This is a genomic window from Halopseudomonas sp. SMJS2, assembly GCF_029866945.1.
Taxonomy (GTDB): Bacteria; Pseudomonadota; Gammaproteobacteria; order Pseudomonadales; family Pseudomonadaceae; genus Halopseudomonas; species Halopseudomonas bauzanensis.
Genome location: NZ_CP123445.1, coordinates 3,521,997 through 3,541,166, shown reverse-complemented (window position 1 = coordinate 3,541,166; position 19,170 = coordinate 3,521,997). Strand labels below are relative to the sequence as shown.

Below are 19,170 nucleotides of genomic sequence, written 5' to 3'. Positions count from 1 at the left end.
CCACATTAACATTGCACGGCACTATGGAATCGCCCACTCCTGCGTTCATCAGACCACGCGCCCAACGGCAACCTCGTTATCCCTCACCTCCGGCTCGGTAACCTCGAAGCGCGGTCGGTAGCGGAAGAAGTCGAAGATGAACAACCCGACCCCGGTGGCGAAGATGCTTCCGCAGATGATCAGCATGACGAAGTGGATCTGGATCTTCAGCTGCGCATCCAGATAACCCATGCCCATGATCCGCTCCAGGTACACCTGGCCGATGCCGGCGGTGGCAAAGGAGATGGTCATGCCGAACATGCCGCCCAGCTGCAACCAGAAGGACCAGTAGCCGATGCTGCTGCCCTTTTCCGGGCGGCCGTGGGTCAGCGATGGCAGGGCATAACTGATCATCGCCAGGGTGATCATCGCGTAGGCGCCGTAGAAGGCGGCATGGCCATGCATGGCGGTGATCAGGGTGCCGTGGGTCCACTTGTTGATGCTCGGCCAGGTATGGGCCAGCCCCAGCAGGCCCGCGCCGAACAGGGTGAAGATGGTGCTGCCCAAGGTCCAGTGCAGCGCCAGTACGTTGGGGTGCGATAGCCCCGCACGGCGCATGGCGCCATAGGCATACATCGCCATGCCGACGATCGCCAGCGGCTCCAGCGCGCTGAAGAAACCGCCGATCGGCAGCCAGTAATAGGGCACGCCCACCCAGTAATAGTGGTGCGCGGTACCCAGGATCCCGGCCAGGAAGACCAGCCCGACGATCACATACAACCACTTCTCCATGACCTCGCGGTCGGCACCGGACAGGCGGATCAGCAGGTAGGCGAGGAACGCGCCCATGATCATCATCCATACACCCTCTACCCACAGGTGGATGGTCCACCAGCGGTAGAAGATCGACACCGTGTAGTTCTCGTAGTGCAGCAGCGCCGGAACGAACAGCACGGCGGAGCTGACGATGCCGAGCAGCAGCACCCCCTCGGTGGTGGTGAAACGCCCGGATTTCCTGATCGTCATGCCGATGTTGTAGATGAAGATCAGCATGCACACCACGATGACCAGCTTGTGCGGCAGCGGCTGTTCCAGCAGCTTGTTGCCGGTGCCGTAGCGAAACAGGTAGCCGATGATCGCGGTCACGCCCATCAGCGTCCACAGGATCAATTGGATATAAGCCAGCTTGACGCTGTGCAACTCGGTGCGCGATTCATCGGGGATCAACCAGTAGGTCGCCCCCATGAATCCGGTCAGTACCCAGACGATCAGCAGGTTGGTGTGAATGACCTTGGTAACGTCAAAGGGCAGGATGTACAGCAGCGGGTCGGGTCCCAGGTACTTGGTGGCCGACAGCAGACCGAACACCAGTTGCAGGCCGAACAGCACCATGGCCACTGCGAAGTACCAATAGGCGACTGACTGTGACTTGTAGCGCATTGTTGTTCTCCGTCCGCAGGGGTCATTTGAGCGTGGCAAGGAAGGCAACCAGCTGCTCTATCTGTTCTTCGCTCAGGCTGTTGCCATAGGTATCGGGCATGAATGACACGCCGTTGGCCGAGTACATGCCGCCGGTGCTCAGATGTGCGCTGGGCTCGAGGATGGATTCGCGCAGATAACCCTCGATATCGCTGGCCTGGCCGCTGTAGTCGGCTTCGCCCACCAGCAACTCGGCGCGGGTGGCCACACCCGCCAGGCTGGGGCCGGCACCATCGGCACCGGGCGTCAGCGAGTGGCACGCCACGCAGCCGGGTACGGCGGTGCGGAACACGTTCTCACCCAGCGCGCGGATGTCATCATCGGCATCCACCGGACGCACTCCCACCGAGGTCGAGCCGCTCTGCACCTCAGCCGCCTGCCCGGCGCCCCCGGAGCCCGCCACCGCGGTGAAGCCGCCGGTGACCAGAATCGGCCGTGGCGGCCAGTCCTGGTTGTCGACGTTGGCGACCCAGTCGAGGAACTGGATCAGGTCGGTGATTTCTTCTTCGCTCAGGTTCTGCTGCGGCATCAGCCGCCGGTGGGTCTGTTCATCGTAGAACGCGCTGGGATCGCGCATGTAGGCCTGCAGATAGGCCTCGCCGCGGTGCTGGGTGATCTTGGTCAGATCCGGTGCGTAATAGGCACCTTCACCGAACAGGGTGTGGCAGTTGATGCAGTTGTACTTGTGCCACACATCCTTGCCGTGGGTCACCTGCGGGGTAATGGTGTCGGCATTGGTGAGTTCGGGAAACTGGCGATGACTGTCGAGTGTCAGCCCGAGGAACAGCACCGCGGCGGCGATGGTCGAGCCCCATGCAAAGATCCTGGCTTGCCTGTTGTTCATGATCGCGCCTCGTCAGACGTTGATACCCGTCCAGTGCAGGACGGTCATGGTGAAGGCATACAGAGCGGAAACCACCATCAGCGCGAGGACCACGAAACTCGCGATGCGCACGGGTTTGTAGAGATTCTTCAGTTGCATGCTGCCCCCGGGTACGTTGCCTTGTTGGGTCATTATTGAAAAATGTCCCTACAAGCATAGACGGTATTCCGGGGTTTGCAGCGCGGCGGGGTGCGGTATTCAGTCGCGGTAGAAAACCTGCACCAGATGCCAGCCGAACTGCGTCTTCACCGGGCCATGCACGACTTTCAGCGGCTTTTTGAAGATGATCTGATCGACAGCCCGCACCATCTGGCCGGGGCGCACTTCGCCAAGGTCGCCGCCGCGTTTCTTCGAGGGGCAGGTAGAGTGTTTTTTCGCCAGCACATCGAATGCCTCGCCGGCAGCGATACGCTGTTTCAGTTGTGCAGCTTCGGCTTCGGTCTTGACCAGAATATGGCGGGCCATGGCGACGGGCATGTGCGGCTCCTGATGAATAGGCAAGGCGGGCCATTATGCCTCACTCGGGCTCAAGACGGGTTGGCGGCAGGTATACGATAAAATCATTGATCGGTTGCATCAGCACGCTGTGCGGGTACTGCTGCTCGGCGACCGAAAGCAGCCCCATCCGGGTAAAGAGTTCAAAGCGCGCATTCACCAGGCGCCCGGGCTGCACTTGCAACTGATCGTGCCACACGCGATAGGCGCCGATATGGCCGTCCCGCCGGCGATGGAAGAAACCCACCAGCGGGTGGGTCAGGTAGACCAGTGCGGTCTCCGCATCGGCGAAGCCGGGGTAGTCGGCTTCCGGCACTTCCTGCTGGGTCAGGCTGAGTTCGACGCTGGCTCCGGCCGATGCGGTATGCAGGCGATAACGCTGGTAACGACTGCCGCTGGCATCGAGCGCGCAATCGAAACGTAGGGAGCCGTGATGCCAGGGCTGTTGCCAGACGTGCCGGGGTAGGGGCAGCGTCCAGGAATCCAGGGTGGTACCGAAGAACCAGACGGCACGCTCCCCGGTCAGGCGGTCGATGATATAGGTGCGATAGTCGGTCTGGCCCATGCGCAGGCGTGGGAAAGGATAAGCCGCCAGGGTGAAATCGACATTGACGAAGGGTACTGCAGAGACCAGCCCGCGTTCCTTGCCGTCGATTATTACGCTATCGAGCATGAAGCGGGGCGGTATCAGCTGGCGCAAACGGTCCGCCGCAACAGCGTAAGTCACAATGGCGAAATGCTGCAGGCGGCAGCGGACATTGATACCTGACACTGGCGGGCGAGGCACCAGATGATCAGCGAAGCGCAGCCGCTGCCAGGGTCGGGAATGAACGGGCGAGGCGTCATGCTCGGTGGGGTTCGGGCCACGAGAGACTTTGCGCATCGGCTCACTCCTGCGTATCGGTATTCCGTTGGCTGCCCTTGTTGGACAGCCGCAACCCGCGCAAGCTCCGCTTCACGCTTTTGAGGTGATTGACCAGCTCTGGTCCGCGGCGCATGGCCATACCCATGGCCAGTACATCGATCACCACCAGATGGGCGATACGGGATGACAGTGGGGTGTAGATATCGGTATCTTCAATGACATCGATGGGGATGTGAATGCGTGCCAGCTCGGCCAGCGGCGTGTGGCTGGGGCATAGACTGATCAAGGTGGCACCGGCCTCCACTACCAAGGTGGCCGAGTGCAGTAAATCCTTGGTGCGCCCGGTCTGGGAGATGGCCACGGCGACATCATAGGGGCCCAGCGTCACGGCGGACATGGCCTGCATGTGCGGGTCGGAATAGGCTGCGGTGGACACCTGCAGACGGAAGAACTTGTGCTGGGCATCACTGGCCACCGCACCGGAGGCGCCGAAGCCGTAGAACTCCACGCGGCGGGCGTCGGCCATGGCCAGAATGGCCTGTTCCATGGCATCGGCATCCAGACGTTCGCGCACATCCATCAAGGTTGCCAGGGTGGTATCGAAGATCTTGTGCGACAGCTCATCGACGCTGTCGTCCTCATTGATCGAGAACTGCCCGAAGCTGGCGCCCGCCGCGAGGCTCTGCGCCAGCTTGAGTTTCAGGTCCTGGAAACCGGTGCAACCGATGGCCCGGCAGAAGCGCACTATGGTGGGCTCGCTGACGCCTACTTCGCGGGCCAGGTCGGCCATGGACGAATGCATCACCTGGGCGGCGTTGGTGAGGACGTGGTCGGCGACCTTCAGCTCCGATTTTCGGAGAATCTGGCGGTTACCGGCAATGTGTTGGAGCAAGTTCACGTGAGCTTCATGATAGTCTGCGGTACGGGAGTCGTAGTGTCGTGTAGTTATACTACAAAAACCCTCCGGCCGCTTTTCCGAGGAGAACAATAGTGTCAGCGCGATATGGCAAAGCCTGCGACATCGTGGTATTCGGCGGCACCGGGGATCTGGCCATGCGCAAGCTGCTGCCGGCCCTGTTCTACCTGCATCGTGATCGTCATCTGCATCCCGATACCCGCATCCTGTCGCTGGCCCGCGCCCGGCATGAAGGGGACAGTTACCGGAAACTGGTGCGCCGGCATGTCAGCCAGCACGTGGCCAAGGCCGACTTCGATGAGGCCACCTGGGATGGGTTTGCCGAGCGTCTCGACTACCTGACCCTGGACGTCAGCCAGCGGGTTGAATTCGCCCGGCTGGCCCGGCATCTGGGCGAGCAGCCGGGCCGGGTGCGGGTGTTCTACCTGGCCACACTGCCCGACCTGTTCGCACCCACGGCCCTGCACCTGGAATCGGCCGGGCTGGTGAATGCCGAAGCCCGCATCGTGCTGGAAAAGCCCCTGGGCGACAGCCTCAAGACCGCCAACCAGATCAACGACCGGATCGGCAGCGTGTTCGACGAGTCACGGGTCTTTCGCATCGATCACTTTCTTGGCAAGGAAGCAGTGCAGAACCTGCTGGCGCTGCGCTTCGGCAATGCGCTGTTCGAGCCGCTGTGGCGCAATGGCCATATCGACCACGTGCAGATCAGCGTGCTGGAAACCGTCGGAGTGGAAAACCGCGGCGCCTACTACGATCATGCCGGCGCCATGCGCGACATGGTGCAAAACCATCTGCTGCAGCTGTTGTGCCTGGTGGCTATGGAAGCGCCGGTGCACTTCGAACCCGAAGCGGTGCGGAACGAAAAGCTCAAGATCCTCGAAGCCCTGCGGCCGATCACCGGTATGGATGTGCAGGATCAGACCGTGCGCGGTCAATACTCCAAGGGCAAGCGTGCCGGCGAACAGCTGCCGGCCTACTACTTCGAGAAAAGCGTCGACCACGACAGCAATACCGAAACCTATGTGGCGCTCAAGGCCGAAATTGATAACTGGCGCTGGGCCGGCGTGCCTTTCTATCTGCGCACCGGCAAATCCCTGGCGCAGCGCAAATCGGAAATTGTCATCCAGTTCAAATCGGTCCCGCACCGACTGTTTCCCGGCAACGACACCCCGGTGGGCAACCGCCTGGTGATTCGTCTGCAGCCCGATGAAAGCATCAGCCTGTCGCTGATGGCCAAGTCACCGGGGCGGGGCATGGCGTTGCAGGAAGTGGATCTTGACCTGCATTTCGACGAAGCCTTCCAACGTCGTCGCTGGGATGCCTACGAGCGACTGCTGCTGGACGTGATCCAGGGCGACGCCACCCTGTTCATGCGCCGTGACGAGATCGAGGCGGCATGGCGCTGGGTCGACCCGATCATTCGCGGCTGGCGCGAAGTCTACCGTTCGCCCAAGCGCTACGCCGCCGGCAGCTGGGGCCCGGAAGCCGCGGACAGCCTGCTGGAGCGCACCGGGCATGTCTGGTCTGATGAGCGCTAGGAAAGCGTTTCGCTGGGCTGGCTCGGGGTGTCCGCCTGAGACTGCTGCTGTTGCAGCAGCCGAGTGAAGGCATCGGTGGGCAGCGGTTTGCTGATCAGGTAACCCTGCACCTCATCACAGCCCTGGCTGCGTAGGAAGGCCAACTGGCTCTCCTGCTCCACACCTTCGGCCACCACGCTCATATGCATACTGTGGGCCATGGCGATAATAGCCCGGACAATGGCCGTATCGCCGGGCTGCTCGTCCAGTTCGCAGATAAAGGCCCGATCAATTTTCAAGCAGCGGATCGGGAAGCGCTTGAGGTAGGCCAGCGAGGAATAGCCGGTGCCGAAGTCATCCACCGCCAATTCCACCCCCAGCTGGCGCAGGGCCGCCAGGTTGTCTGCCACGCTATCGCTGTGTTCCAGCAACATGCTTTCGGTCAATTCGAGTTCCAGCAGGTGGCTGGGCAAACCGGTGTCCGTCAGGATGTCCGCAACCAGGGCGGCGAAGTGCGGCTGGCGTAGTTGCTGCACCGATAGATTCACCGCCACCCGCACGGCCAGGGGGCCTGTATGCAGCCACTGGCTGGCCTGGATACAGGCCCGGCGCAGTACCTTTTCGCCTAGTGGCAAGATCAATCCGGTTTCTTCGGCGATGGCGATGAACTCGCCGGGCAGCAGCATGCCGCGAGTGGGGTGCTGCCAGCGCACCAGCGCTTCGGCACTGTTGATACTGTTGGAAGCCAGATGCAGCTTGGGCTGGTAGTGCACCTGCAGCTGATCATCGGTCAGCGCCTTGCGCAGGTCGCTTTCCAGATGAAGACGGTCGGTGCTGCGCGTTGGTAACTGTGCTGAATAGAACTGGAAACCATTGCCGCCAAGATGCTTGGCATGCTGCATCGCCTGATTGGCCTGGTTGATCAGCTGCAGGCTGTTGCGCGCCTCGCCAGGGAACAGGCTGATGCCAATGGAAGCGGAAATGATCAGGTCGTTGTCACCGAGCCGGATCGGCTCGCCGAGTATCTGCAGCAACCGGCTCGCCAGCTGCTCCAGGGCATTGTCAGTCATATCTTGCTGCACAACGACGAACTCATCGGCTGAAAATCGCGCCAGAACGAGGGCATCGGACAGGGTCGCGCTCAGCCGGTCGGCCACCTGCCGCAACAGGGCGTCGGCCTGCGCATGGCCCAGGGTCTCATTGATGTTCTTGAAACGATCCAGGTCGATATGCAGCAGCGCCAGGCCTGTGCCTTGAGTACGGGCCTGACCCGTGGCCTCTGCCAGGGTCCGGGTGAATAGGCCGCGATTGGCCAGTTGGGTCAATGAATCATGGTTGGCCAGATAGCGCAGTTGTTCCTCGGTCTGGCGGTTAATGGTGCGGTCGGCGAAGAAGCCGACATAGTGGGTGATATCGCCAGCGCCGTTGCGTACCACGGTCAGTTGTAACCACTGCAGATAGCGTTCACCGCTGCGTCGCTGTTCTTGCACCTCGCCTTCCCAACGATCATGGCTGAGCAAGGTTGTGCGCATGCGCGCATAGGTGGCCAGCGTGTCAGGATTGGTGCTGGCGGAGGTGAGAGCCTTGCCGACCACGTCATTCGCGGCGTAACCGGTGATTACACTGAAGGCCTGATTCACCGCCAGGATGCGGCGCTGTGGGTCAAGTACGAAAATCCCATCCGACGTGGCCTCGAACACAGTGGCGGCCAAGCGCTCCTGCTCATGGTGCTGCCGGCGCGAGGTGATGTCGCGGCGGGTGCCGATCATGCGCAATGCGCGCCGGGCACTGTCGCGCTCGACGGCGCGGCCGTTATCCTCGACCCAGACCCAATGGCCAGCCTGGTGTTTCACCCGGTATTCCACGCAATAGGGTGTGGCGTGCTTGAAATGGGCAATCAACGCAGCGCGTACGCGCTCCACATCCTCTGGATGTACCCGCGGCTTGAGCCCGCCCTGCATGGTGAGGCGGGTATCCGGCAGGCCAAAAATTTCCTGCAGGTGGGAGTGGTGAACCTCATCGGTGCGCAGATCCCAGTCCCATAATCCCAGGGCGCTGGCCTCCAGTGCCATGCTCAGTCGCGCCTGGGTCTGCTGCAGCTCAGTGGTGCGTTGGGCGACGCGATGCTCCAGTGCGTCATGGCTGTTCCGCAATTGCTGTTCGGCCTGGCGGCGATGCTGGATTTCACCGGTCAGCTGGATGTTCAGCGCTTCGGCTTGTTGGTGGGCCTCATTCAGTCGGTGCAGCAGCGCCTCGTTATGGATGTCGCTTTGCAGGGAACGCCTGGCCGAGCGGTTGATGAACGCCGCTGCCAGCAACATGCAACAAAACAGCGTGGTTCCCATCAGACCCCAATACGGACTGGTGGGGTCGTCCTGCAGCAGAAGGAACAGGGTCGGCGGCAACCAACTGGGCAGGGCGAAGCTGAAAAAAGCACTGAAGCGGTGCGCGTAGATGATGCTGACGCAGAGGATCACGCCGGTGGTCACGGCGTAGGCTGCTGATTGCACGGCGAAGGTATCAACCGGCACCAGCAAGATATGCACCAGGCCCATGGCCAGCCCGGAGAAGGCATTGCCGAGATAGAACAACGCGGACCACCGCGGCCGCAGACGTTGCTCTGGCGAGCTGTGCCGGTAACAGCGCGCCACGCGAATTCGCAGCAGCGTCAGCATGCAGATCACCATCAGCCAGCCGAGCACCAGCGGCTGCGATCCATCCTGCCAGATCAATAGGCTGACAGCGCAGGCGGCCAGCATGACCAGCCATTGCGGCAGCCGGGCGCATTCGAACAAAAGATCAAGCTGGCGCAACTGTTGGCGAACAGCCGCCGTACTGAGGTCCTTTTCACTACCGGTCATGCTGGGGCGCATCCACGGCGCCGGGTCGGGTCTACTGTCATGACGCTTCCATGTGACTGCAATCCATTTGGCAAACCATACACCAGCGTATCCCATTCGGCACAGACCCCTTTGAGACAATTCGGACGATTACCCAAATGGCTCCGGCAGTCTTCCTTCCGACCCCGGCGCCGGCACGGTAGAATGCTGCGATGGATATCTCTCATTTGCTCAATTCTCTCAACGACGCCCAGCGCCAGGCCGTTACCGCCGCCACTGGTCAACAACTGGTGCTGGCGGGCGCCGGTTCCGGCAAGACCCGTGTGCTGGTACACCGTATCGCCTGGCTGGTGGAGGTCGAAAAGGCCTCGCCCTGGAGCATTCTGTCGGTCACCTTCACCAACAAAGCCGCGGCCGAGATGCGCCAGCGTATCGAGCAGCTGCTCGGCATATCGCCCCAGGGCATGTGGGTCGGCACCTTCCACGGGCTGGCGCACCGCCTGCTGCGCGCCCACTGGCGCGAGGCGGGGTTGGCCGAGCAGTTCCAGATTCTCGACAGCGATGACCAGCTGCGGGTGGTCAAGCGGGTGGTCCGCGAGCTGGGGCTGGATGAGAACCAGTGGGCGCCACGCCAGGCGCAATGGTGGATCAACGGGCAGAAGGACGAAGGCCTGCGTCCGCAGCATATCCAGGCTGCTGGCGACCTGTTTCTGACCACCATGCTGCGCATCTATACCGCCTATGAACAGGCCTGCGCCCGCGCCGGCGTGGTGGATTTTGCCGAATTGCTGCTGCGCTCACTGGAGCTGTGGCGCGACAATCAGGCGCTGCGCGAACAGTACCAGGCGCGCTTCCGACACATGCTGGTGGATGAATTCCAGGACACCAACGCCGTGCAATATGCCTGGCTGCGGCTGATCGCCGGCAACAATCCGAGCCTGATGGTGGTGGGTGACGACGACCAGTCGATCTATGGCTGGCGTGGCGCGCGGATCGAGAACATCCAGCAGTTCCAGCAGGATTACCCGACCGCCGAGCTGATCCGCCTGGAGCAGAACTACCGCTCCACCGCCACCATCCTCAAGGCCGCCAACGCGCTGATCACCAACAACGCCGGCCGCATGGGCAAGGAGTTGTGGACCGACGGCAACGACGGCGAGCCGATTTCCCTGTATGCCGGTTTCAACGAACAGGACGAAGCGCGGTTCATCGTCGACCGCATCAGCGAGGCCGTCAGCGAAGGCATGGCGCGCAGCGAGATCGCCATCCTGTACCGCTCCAACGCCCAGTCCCGGGTATTGGAAGAGGCCCTGCTGCGCGCTGCGATCCCCTATCGCATCTATGGCGGCCAGCGCTTCTTCGAGCGCGCCGAGATCAAGAACGCCATGGCCTACATGCGTCTGATTGCCAACCGCGGGGATGACGGTGCGCTGGAGCGCATCATCAATGTTCCCACCCGCGGCATCGGCGACAAGACCCTGGAAACCCTGCGCCAGCACGCCCGCCAGCAGGATGTATCGCTATGGCAGGCCGGCTGTGACCTGCTCGACAACAAGGGCCTGCCGGGGCGTGCCGCCAACGCGGTGCAGACCTTCATGCAGCTGATCGAACAACTGGCCGAACGTGTCGAAGGCGTGCCGCTGTACAGCATGGCCCAGCAGGTCATAGAACACAGCGGCCTGCTGGCCTTCCACGAAAAGGAAAAGGGCGAAAAGGCCCAGGCTCGGGTGGAAAACCTGGAAGAACTGGTCTCCGCCGCCCGCGCCTTCGAGAACGACATGGCCGACGAGGAAGAAGAGGGCGACACGCTGCTGGCCTTCCTCGCCCATGCCTCGCTGGAAGCCGGCGAAACCCAGGCCGATCGTTTCGAGGACAGCGTCCAGCTGATGACCCTGCACAGCGCCAAGGGCCTCGAGTTCCCGCTGGTGTTCCTCGCTGGTGTGGAGGAGGGGTTGTTTCCGCACAAGATGAGCCTGGAAGAGCCGGGCCGGCTGGAAGAGGAACGCCGCCTGGCCTATGTGGGCATCACCCGGGCGATGCAGCAACTGATCATCACCTGGGCAGAAACCCGCCGGCTGTACGGCAGCGAAACCTTCAACAAGGTCTCGCGCTTCGTCCGTGAAGTCCCCGCCGAGCTGATCCGTGAAGTACGCTTGGGCAATACGGTCAGCCGACCTTTCGGCCCCGGCAAGGGCAAGGGCAGCATGTTCACCCAGGAAGCCTCCGAGAGCACCGGCTTCGCCCTGGGCCAGCGGGTCATGCACTCGCTATTCGGCGAAGGCGTGGTCCTCAACTACGAAGGACATGGCGCCCAAGCGCGCATTCAGGTGAATTTCGACGATGAAGGCAGCAAATGGCTGATGGTGGCCTATGCCAAGCTGGAGGCGATTTGAACGGACGCTGGTCCGCCTGATGGCCCGTTGTAGTCTCGACCCCGGCTGACTCGCTCTTAGTCAGCTGGCGCCAATTCAGCGATCTGGCCGACCCTGCCCGCCAGCGCACCGGGAGTAATTCCCAACTGCTGGCGGAACGCCGCAATGAAGGCCGAGGTGGAATCGTAGCCGCAGGCGAGCGCCACGTCGGTCACGCTCTGGCCCTGATCCAGCAGCGGCAGGGCGTGCAACAGACGCAGGCGCTGATACCAGGCGCGAAAGCCGATGCCGGTCTCGCGCAGGAATATCCGCGACAGGGTCTTTTCCGATATACCCAACTCCCGGCTCCACTGCTGCAAGCTGACGCTATGCTCGGGGCTTTGATAGAGCTGCTCGCAGGGCGCCTGCAGCCGGGGATCGCCAGGCCAAGGCAGGAACAGGCCGGTGCGCGGGGCCACTCGCAGCTGATCGAGCAAGACATCCACTAAGCGAGCGTCCGCCCCATCGAGCGCATACTCGGCAGGCACCTGGCCGAAGGCGCTGATCAGCTCACGCAGCAGCGGAGTGATCTCCAATACCAGGCAGTGTTCTTCAGCCCAACCGACTACCTGGGGCTCCAGATACAGGCTGCGCATTTCGGTGCGCGGCGAACTGAGCACCGCATGTGGCATATCCGGCGGCACCAGGATCGCCCGCTGCGGCGGCGCGAGAAAGCGCCCGGTCTGGGTGTGCACCGAGAGCACGCCTTGGGTGGCATAGGACAATTGCGCCCAGGGGTGGCTGTGCCAGTCCGTGGCAGCCGGCCGCGCCAGTGATTCGACCCGTGCATACAACGGCCGGGGCAGGTGGGGGAGCTTTGGTACCGGACGATGTACGGGACTGCTTTGTCCGTTTCTCGACATTGATGGCCCTGATTGCGTTAGTCAGAAAGTCTGCCCGACAGTAGACTCATGCGTTCATCAGTGCAAGCCGTTCCGTTGCCCAGGAGATCGACGCCATGGCCCGTCCTCGTTTCATGCCCGACAACTTCACCCTCTGCCTGATCGCCGTAATGGCGGCAGCCAGTCTGCTGCCGGTACGTGATCACGTGGCCGTCGTATTTGGCTGGGTGACCAACCTGGCCATTGCCCTGCTGTTCTTCATGCATGGCGCCAAGTTGTCGCGTGAGGCCATCTGGGCCGGTGCCACCCATTGGCGCCTGCATCTGGTGGTATTTGGCTGCACCTTTGTGCTGTTCCCGCTGCTTGGCCTGGCGCTCAAGCCGGTGCTGGCGCCAATGATGGGCCATGAGCTGTATCTCGGCATGCTGTTTCTCTGCGCGCTGCCGGCGACCGTGCAGTCCGCCATCGCCTTCACCTCGCTGGCGCGGGGCAACGTCGCGGCGGCAGTGTGCAGCGCTGCGACGTCCAGCCTGCTGGGCATCTTCGTCACGCCGCTGCTGGTCATGCTGCTGATGGGGGCTGAGGCTGGCAGTGGCGATACGCTGGGAGCAATCGGCCAGATTACCGTGCAGTTGCTGCTACCCTTCATCGCTGGCCAGATTGCCCGCCGCTGGATCGGTCAGTGGATTGAACAGAACAAGATCTGGCTGAAGAACGTGGACCAGGGCTCCATCCTGCTGGTGGTTTATGGCGCATTCAGCGCAGCAGTAGTGGAGGGCTTGTGGCACAGTATCCCGCTGTTGCAACTGGGCGGGCTGGTGCTGGCCTGCTGCATCTTGCTGGCTCTGGTTCTGGTACTGGTTGAGCAGCTGGCCCGGCGCATGGGCTTCAATACCGAGGATCGCATTACCATCCTGTTCGCCGGCTCGAAAAAGAGCCTGGCCACTGGCGTGCCCATGGCCCAGGTCTTGTTCGCCGGCGGGAGTATGGGCGCGATGATCCTGCCGCTGATGATCTTTCACCAGATCCAGCTGATGGTCTGCGCGGTGCTGGCCGAGCGGTATGCGCGTCGCCCCGAGGAGCCTGAGGTGGCGGTGGAAAGTACATGAGGGCGATCATGACGCCCTATGATTCCTGAACCGGCGAGTCATCCGCGGTACTCTACTATTTGCCTATCGAATGGCTGGTACACTCTAGTGTTCCGTTAAGCCGGCTCGAGGGCTATGAATTGGTAAAGGCGAGTACTGAACTCCATCAACTCGATAGGTCATTGGTCTGGTCGGGCTTCAAGCAACTGGCGCCGATTTCCCTGTTCGTTATTGTCTTCGGCGCTGCTTTCGGTCTGGCTGCGGCGCAGGTCGGGTTGAGTGAGTCGACCATCATGGGCATGAGCACGCTGGTGTTTGCCGGCGCCTCGCAGTTTGCGGTGCTGGATCTGTGGGGCGCGGAGATGCCGCTGTTCACCATGATGCTCACGGTGTTCGCTATCAACGCCCGGCACCTGCTGATGGGAGCCACCTTATATCCCTGGTTGCGCCAACTGCCAGTGCCGCAGCGCTATGGCGTGATGTTGACTGCATCCGATGCCAACTGGGCCATGTCCATGCAGGCGTTCAATCGCGGCCAGCCGGGGTTGGGAGTGTTGTTGGGTGGTGGCCTGGCGCTTTGGTCGTTCTGGATAGTCGGCACCTGGCTTGGCATTCATTTCGGCAACGCGATCAGTGATCCGGCGAGCCTGGGGCTGGATATGGTCATGGGCTGCTTCCTGTTGGCAATGGTGGTGGGCGGCGAAAGGAACCTGCGGATGCTGGTCATCTGGAGCATCGCTGCCATCGCTTCACTGTTGGCGTATTGGTATCTGCCGGAAAACAGCCATGTTGTGGTGGGCGCGCTGGCGGGAGGCTTGGCAGGAATGATCCGTGGGGGCGGGAAATGCTGACCGTCAGCACGACAGGCAGCGGGGCAATGGTCATCGTTGTGGTCATGGCCGTGGTGACACTGGCAACCCGCTGGGGTGGGGTGTATGTCATGTCCTTCGTGCCCATCAGTGACCGGGTGACGCGGTTCATTGAGGCCATGTCTGGATCGGTACTGGTGGCACTGCTCGCGCCCATGGCGGTCAGTGGGGACAATGGTGCCCGGCTGGCGTTGCTGACCACCGCAACCCTGATGCTGTTGTTCCGGAAACCCTTGCCAGCCATCGCTGCTGGCATAGTGGCAGCGGCGTTGGTCAGGTATTTCTAGGGATTTGCCACCAATAAACTCTTCTAAATCAGTGAGATAACACCATGGCTTTCAATTTCACGCAGCTGCAGCAAGCCTGCCAGAGCGAGTGGGATGCCTACATCCAGCATGACTTCGTGCGGCAATTGGGTGACGGCACGCTGGCGGCGGATGCGTTTCGTCATTACCTGAAACAGGATTATCTGTTCCTTATCCAGTTCGCCCGCGCCTTCGCGCTGGCCGCCTACAAGAGCCCGACGCTGGAGGATCTGCGCCAGGCCAAGGCCGGGCTGGAAGCGATTGTGGATCTGGAACTGGGTCTGCACATCCAGTACTGCCGCGAATGGGGCATCTCGGAACAGGAACTGCAGGCACTGCCCGAAGCCCGCGCCACCATGGCCTACACCCGCTACGTGCTGGACACCGGTAACCGCGGTGACTTGCTCGACCTGCACGTGGCGCTGGCCCCCTGTCTGGTGGGCTACGGTCAGATCGCCCAGTGGCTGAACAGCCGCAGCGAAACCCTGCGCGGCGAGCAGAACCCCTACGACGCCTGGATCGCCATGTACGAAAGCGACGAATTCCAGAGCGCCACCGCAGCGGAAATCGACTGGCTGAACCGCGAGCTGGCCGACGTCTCGCCGCGTCGTTTCGAACAACTGGTGCGCATCTTCAGCGCCGCCACTCGCCTTGAAATCGATTTCTGGGACATGGGGCTGAATCAGCGCATGTAATCAGTATCTTTGCGCGAGCGGCCAGGGACGGCTGCTGCAGGCGCTCTCCTCGATAAACGGTGCCCTATCCGGGCGCTCAGCACATGACTTCCCGCGCAAAACCCGGATAATGGCGGCCTCTTCGCCCCGCCCACAACCCGGTAATCGCCCCCATGGAAATCAAGGTCAACTTTCTCGACAACCTTCGCCTCGAAGCGAAGTTCGATGACTTCACCGTGGTGGCCGATCAACCCATCCGCTACAAGGGTGATGGTTCGGCACCGGGGCCCTTTGATTACTTCCTGGCTTCATCGGCGCTGTGCGCGGCATATTTTGTGAAGCTGTACTGCAACACCCGCAATATTCCCACCGACAATATCCGCCTGTCGCAGAACAACATCGTCGACCCGGAGAACCGCTACAAGCAGATCTTCAAGATCCAGGTCGAGTTGCCCGCCGACATTTCCGCCAAGGACCGCCAGGGTATCCTGCGCTCCATCGAGCGGTGCACGGTGAAGAAAGTGGTGCAGACCGGGCCGGAGTTCGTGATTGAAGAAGTGGATAACTTGGATGCCGACGCCCAGGCGTTGTTGCTGCCGGCCACTGCAACGGACGAGGGCACCTGCATCCTGGGCAAGGATCTGCCGCTGGAGCAGACCATCGCCAACATGTCGGGCATCCTGGCCGGGCTGGGCATGAAGATCGAGATCGCCTCCTGGCGCAATATCGTGCCCAATGTCTGGTCGCTGCACGTGCGCGATGCGCAGTCGCCGATGTGCTTCACCAACGGCAAGGGCGCGACCAAGGAAGCGGCGCTGGCTTCGTCCCTGGGCGAATTCATCGAGCGGCTGAACTGCAACTTCTTCTACAACGACCAGTTCTGGGGCGAGGACATCGCCAATGCGGCCTTCGTGCATTACCCCAACGAACGCTGGTTCAAGCCCGGCCGCAAGGATGCGCTGCCGGCGGAGATCCTCGACGAATACTGCCTGGCGATCTACAACCCCGAGGGCGAGTTGCGCGGCTCGCACCTGTACGACACCAACTCCGGCAATACCGAGCGCGGCATCTGCTCCATTCCCTATGTGCGCCAGTCCGACGGCGAGGTGGTGTACTTCCCCTCCAACCTGATCGAGAACCTGTTCCTCAGCAACGGCATGAGCGCCGGCAACACCCTGGCCGAAGCGCAGGTGCAGTGCCTGTCGGAAATCTTCGAACGGGCGGTGAAACGCGAGATTCTGGAAGGTGAACTGGCCCTGCCGGACGTGCCGCAGGCGGTGCTGGCCAAGTACCCCGCGATCCTGGCCGGCATCCAGGGGCTGGAAGAGCAGGGCTTCCCGGTGCTGGTGAAGGACGCCTCGCTGGGCGGCCAGTTCCCGGTGATGTGTGTGACCCTGATGAACCCGCGCACTGGCGGCGTCTTCGCCTCCTTCGGCGCCCATCCGTGCCTTGAAGTCGCGTTGGAGCGCAGCCTGACCGAACTATTGCAGGGCCGCAGCTTTGAAGGCCTGAATGACCTGCCCCAGCCGACCTTCGAAAGCCAGGCGGTCACTGAGCCGAACAACTACGTCGAACACTTCATCGACTCCAGCGGCGTGGTCTCGTGGCGCTTCTTCAGCGCCAAGGCGGATTACGACTTCGTCGAATGGGATTTTTCCAGCCAGGGCGACAACGCCAACGCCGAGGAAGCCGCCACCCTGTTCGGCATCCTCGAAGACATGGGCAAGGAAGTGTACATGGCCGTCTTCGACGACCTGGGCGCCACCGCTTGCCGCATCCTGGTGCCGGGTTATTCGGAGGTGTATCCGGTCGATGACCTGATCTGGGATAACACCAACAAGGCGCTGCTGTTCCGCGAGGATATCCTCAACCTGCACCGCCTGGACGACGACAGCCTGCAGGCGCTGGTCGAGCGCCTGGAAGAGAGCGAGCTGGACGACTATACCGACATCACCACGCTGATCGGCATCGAGTTTGACGACAACACGGTCTGGGGCCAACTGACCATTCTGGAGCTGAAACTCCTCATTCATCTCGCCCTGCAGCAGTTCGAAGAAGCCAAGGAACTGACCGAAACCTTCCTGCAGTACAACGACAACACCGTCGAGCGCGGCCTGTTCTACCAGGCGCTGAACGTGGTGCTGGAAGTCGAACTGGACGACGAGCTGGAGCTGGACGACTACGAAACCAACTTCCGCCGGATGTTCGGTGACGAACGCATGGACGCGGTGATCGGCTCGATGGAGGGCAGCGTGCGCTTCCATGGTCTGACGCCGACGAACATGCAACTGGAAGGGCTGGACCGGCATCAACGGCTGATCGACAGCTTCAAGAAGCTGCATGCGGCGCGGGGCCGGGCGGCGGGACTGGCCGGGCAGTAACTTCCGGCTTCACCTGTACGCGACAAGCCGTTTACACTCGGGTAATCCTTCCTCTGGAGCATGCCCGTGACCGATACCACTCTGCCGCCCCTGTTGCTGGGCGCCAACAGCGAACAGCGCGTTGCCATCGAGCCGCGCATGGCCAATCGTCACGGCCTGATTGCCGGGGCCACCGGCACCGGCAAGACCATTACCCTGCAGGTGATGGCCCAGGCGTTTTCGGAGATGGGGGTGCCGGTGCTGGTGCCCGACATCAAGGGCGATTTTTCCGGAATTGCCAAGCCTGGCGTCATGAACGAGCGTCTGCAACAGCGGGCGGCACTGGTTGGCCTGGATGATCTGCAACCGAGCGGTGCGCCAACGGTATTCTGGGATGTCTACGGCGAACATGGCCACCCCCTGCGCCTGACCATGACCGACTTCGGCCCGATCATGCTGTCGCGCCTGCTGAACCTGAACGAGACCCAGACCGGCGTCTTGCAGATCGTGTTCAAGGTCGCGGACGACAACGGCTGGTTGCTGCTCGATCTCAAGGACCTGCGCGCCATGTTGGGTCACGTCAATGACAATCGGAGCGAGATCGGGCCCAAATACGGCAATGTTTCACCCGCTAGTATCGGCGCCATTCAACGGGCGCTGCTGAATCTGGACAGCCTGGGCGGCGATCAACTGTTCGGCGAGCCGGCGGTCACCCTCGATGACTTCATGCAGACCAACCAGCAAGGGCAGGGCGTCGTCAATATTCTGCATGCGGCGCGCCTGTACCGCGACAGCCCGCTGGCCTATTCCAGCATTCTGCTCTGGCTGTTATCCGAACTCTTCGAACAATTGCCGGAAGTCGGCGACGCCGACAAGCCCCGCTTTGTGCTGTTCTTCGATGAGGCGCACCTGCTGTTCAAGGACACGCCCAAAAGCCTGGTTGATCGCATCGAGCAGGTCGTGCGGCTGATCCGCTCCAAGGGCGTCGGGGTGTATTTCATTACCCAGAGCCCGCTGGATGTGCCTGAATCCATTCTCGGGCAGTTGGGCAACCGGGTGCAGCATGCCCTGCGCGCCTTCACCCCCAAGGATCAAAAAGCGGTGCGCACCGCCGCCCAGACCTTTCGCAGCAATCCAGGGCTGGATACCGAGGTCGTCATTACCGAACTGGGTGTGGGCGAAGCGCTGGTGTCGGTGCTCGATGCCAAGGGCGTGCCAACGCCAGTCCAGCGCGTGCTGATTCGTCCGCCCGCAAGCCAGATGGGGCCCATCAGCGACCCGGAGCGCAGCACCCTAGTGCAACGCTCGGTGCTGGCGGGTGTGTTTGACCAGATGCTGGACCGCGAATCGGCTTATGAGATCCTGCAACAGAACGCTGAACGGGCACTGTCGGAAGAAACCGTGGTTACCCGTCGCCAGTCCGAAGCCAAGCAAACCCGGCGCCCGGCCGCAGAGAAATCCGTTATGGGTGATCTCATCACGCAAGCCGGGCGCAGCGCCATGCGCGCCTTCGGCACGCAACTGGGCAGGCAGATCATGCGCGGGCTATTGGGTTCGTTGAAGGGGCGCTAGCTGCGCCCATTGTAGTCGCTGCCTGTAACCCGTATGTCGGCAAACCCGTGCATGCTGGTCTTTTCACTATCT

At 61.9% G+C, this 19,170-nt stretch carries 16 protein-coding genes; 8 read left to right on the top strand and 8 right to left on the bottom strand.

What is annotated here, in order from left to right:
- Nucleotides 1-48 precede the first annotated feature (48 nt).
- The 6 genes from QAO71_RS16540 to hexR all read right to left on the bottom strand — a co-directional run bounded on the left by QAO71_RS16540 (nt 49) and on the right by hexR (nt 4,599).
- On the bottom strand, nt 49-1,419 hold the full coding sequence (locus QAO71_RS16540) for a cbb3-type cytochrome c oxidase subunit I (protein ID WP_074778960.1): 1,371 nt from the start codon (nt 1,417-1,419) through the stop codon (nt 49-51).
- Between the two features lie 22 nt (nt 1,420-1,441).
- Nucleotides 1,442-2,302: a c-type cytochrome gene (locus QAO71_RS16535; RefSeq protein ID WP_036991693.1), complete on the bottom strand. Its 861-nt coding sequence runs from the start codon at nt 2,300-2,302 to the stop codon at nt 1,442-1,444.
- A 12-nt stretch (nt 2,303-2,314) separates the two neighbouring features.
- A complete protein-coding gene (locus QAO71_RS16530; RefSeq protein ID WP_169304539.1) occupies nt 2,315-2,473 on the bottom strand; it encodes a hypothetical protein in 159 nt (52 codons plus the stop codon).
- Between the two features lie 66 nt (nt 2,474-2,539).
- Entirely contained in the window at nt 2,540-2,818 is a 279-nt protein-coding gene (locus tag QAO71_RS16525) for a peptidylprolyl isomerase (RefSeq protein WP_036991694.1), read from the bottom strand.
- A 40-nt stretch (nt 2,819-2,858) separates the two neighbouring features.
- Entirely contained in the window at nt 2,859-3,719 is an 861-nt protein-coding gene (locus QAO71_RS16520; protein WP_280164934.1) for a DUF2071 domain-containing protein, read from the bottom strand.
- 4 nt (nt 3,720-3,723) lie between these two features.
- Nucleotides 3,724-4,599: a transcriptional regulator HexR gene (hexR, locus tag QAO71_RS16515; RefSeq protein WP_036991696.1), complete on the bottom strand. Its 876-nt coding sequence runs from the start codon at nt 4,597-4,599 to the stop codon at nt 3,724-3,726.
- Between the two features lie 92 nt (nt 4,600-4,691).
- On the opposite strand from hexR, the gene zwf reads away from it, so the two are divergent.
- Nucleotides 4,692-6,158 (top strand): glucose-6-phosphate dehydrogenase, encoded by a 1,467-nt coding sequence (gene zwf / locus QAO71_RS16510; protein WP_136868595.1) that lies wholly within the window; start codon nt 4,692-4,694, stop codon nt 6,156-6,158.
- On the opposite strand, the gene QAO71_RS16505 is transcribed toward zwf, so the two are convergent.
- Nucleotides 6,155-8,998 carry a GGDEF domain-containing phosphodiesterase gene (locus tag QAO71_RS16505; RefSeq protein ID WP_280164933.1) on the bottom strand — a complete coding sequence of 948 codons (2,844 nt, stop codon included), beginning with the start codon at nt 8,996-8,998 and terminating at the stop codon, nt 6,155-6,157. The two genes, zwf and QAO71_RS16505, sit on opposite strands and share 4 nt — an antisense overlap.
- Nucleotides 8,999-9,189: 191 nt before the next feature.
- Between QAO71_RS16505 and uvrD the strand changes: the two genes are divergently transcribed.
- Nucleotides 9,190-11,370: a DNA helicase II gene (gene uvrD, locus QAO71_RS16500; RefSeq protein ID WP_036991702.1), complete on the top strand. Its 2,181-nt coding sequence runs from the start codon at nt 9,190-9,192 to the stop codon at nt 11,368-11,370.
- Nucleotides 11,371-11,426: 56 nt separating this feature from the next.
- Here the strand turns inward: uvrD and QAO71_RS16495 are convergent, their stop codons facing one another.
- On the bottom strand, nt 11,427-12,251 hold the full coding sequence (locus QAO71_RS16495; protein ID WP_074778950.1) for a helix-turn-helix transcriptional regulator: 825 nt from the start codon (nt 12,249-12,251) through the stop codon (nt 11,427-11,429).
- A 95-nt stretch (nt 12,252-12,346) separates the two neighbouring features.
- Here QAO71_RS16495 and QAO71_RS16490 point away from each other — a divergent pair, with 95 nt between their 5' ends.
- The 6 genes from QAO71_RS16490 (at nt 12,347) to QAO71_RS16465 (ending at nt 19,098) form a co-directional block, all read left to right on the top strand.
- The gene (locus QAO71_RS16490; protein ID WP_036991705.1) at nt 12,347-13,339 is read left to right on the top strand and encodes a bile acid:sodium symporter family protein; all 993 of its coding nucleotides are present in this window, start codon (nt 12,347-12,349) and stop codon (nt 13,337-13,339) included.
- Nucleotides 13,340-13,458: 119 nt separating this feature from the next.
- Complete coding sequence (locus QAO71_RS16485; protein ID WP_280165702.1) at nt 13,459-14,169, top strand: AzlC family ABC transporter permease; 711 nt, start codon at nt 13,459-13,461, stop codon at nt 14,167-14,169.
- Nucleotides 14,166-14,474 (top strand): AzlD domain-containing protein, encoded by a 309-nt coding sequence (locus QAO71_RS16480; RefSeq protein WP_280165701.1) that lies wholly within the window; start codon nt 14,166-14,168, stop codon nt 14,472-14,474. Before QAO71_RS16485 ends, QAO71_RS16480 begins: the two co-directional genes overlap by 4 nt.
- 44 nt (nt 14,475-14,518) lie before the next feature.
- Nucleotides 14,519-15,187 (top strand): thiaminase II, encoded by a 669-nt coding sequence (tenA, locus tag QAO71_RS16475; RefSeq protein WP_280164932.1) that lies wholly within the window; start codon nt 14,519-14,521, stop codon nt 15,185-15,187.
- Nucleotides 15,188-15,339: 152 nt separating this feature from the next.
- Nucleotides 15,340-17,547 carry an OsmC domain/YcaO domain-containing protein gene (locus QAO71_RS16470; protein WP_280164931.1) on the top strand — a complete coding sequence of 736 codons (2,208 nt, stop codon included), beginning with the start codon at nt 15,340-15,342 and terminating at the stop codon, nt 17,545-17,547.
- Nucleotides 17,548-17,607: 60 nt separating this feature from the next.
- On the top strand, nt 17,608-19,098 hold the full coding sequence (locus QAO71_RS16465) for a helicase HerA-like domain-containing protein (protein WP_280164930.1): 1,491 nt from the start codon (nt 17,608-17,610) through the stop codon (nt 19,096-19,098).
- Nucleotides 19,099-19,170 lie beyond the last annotated feature (72 nt).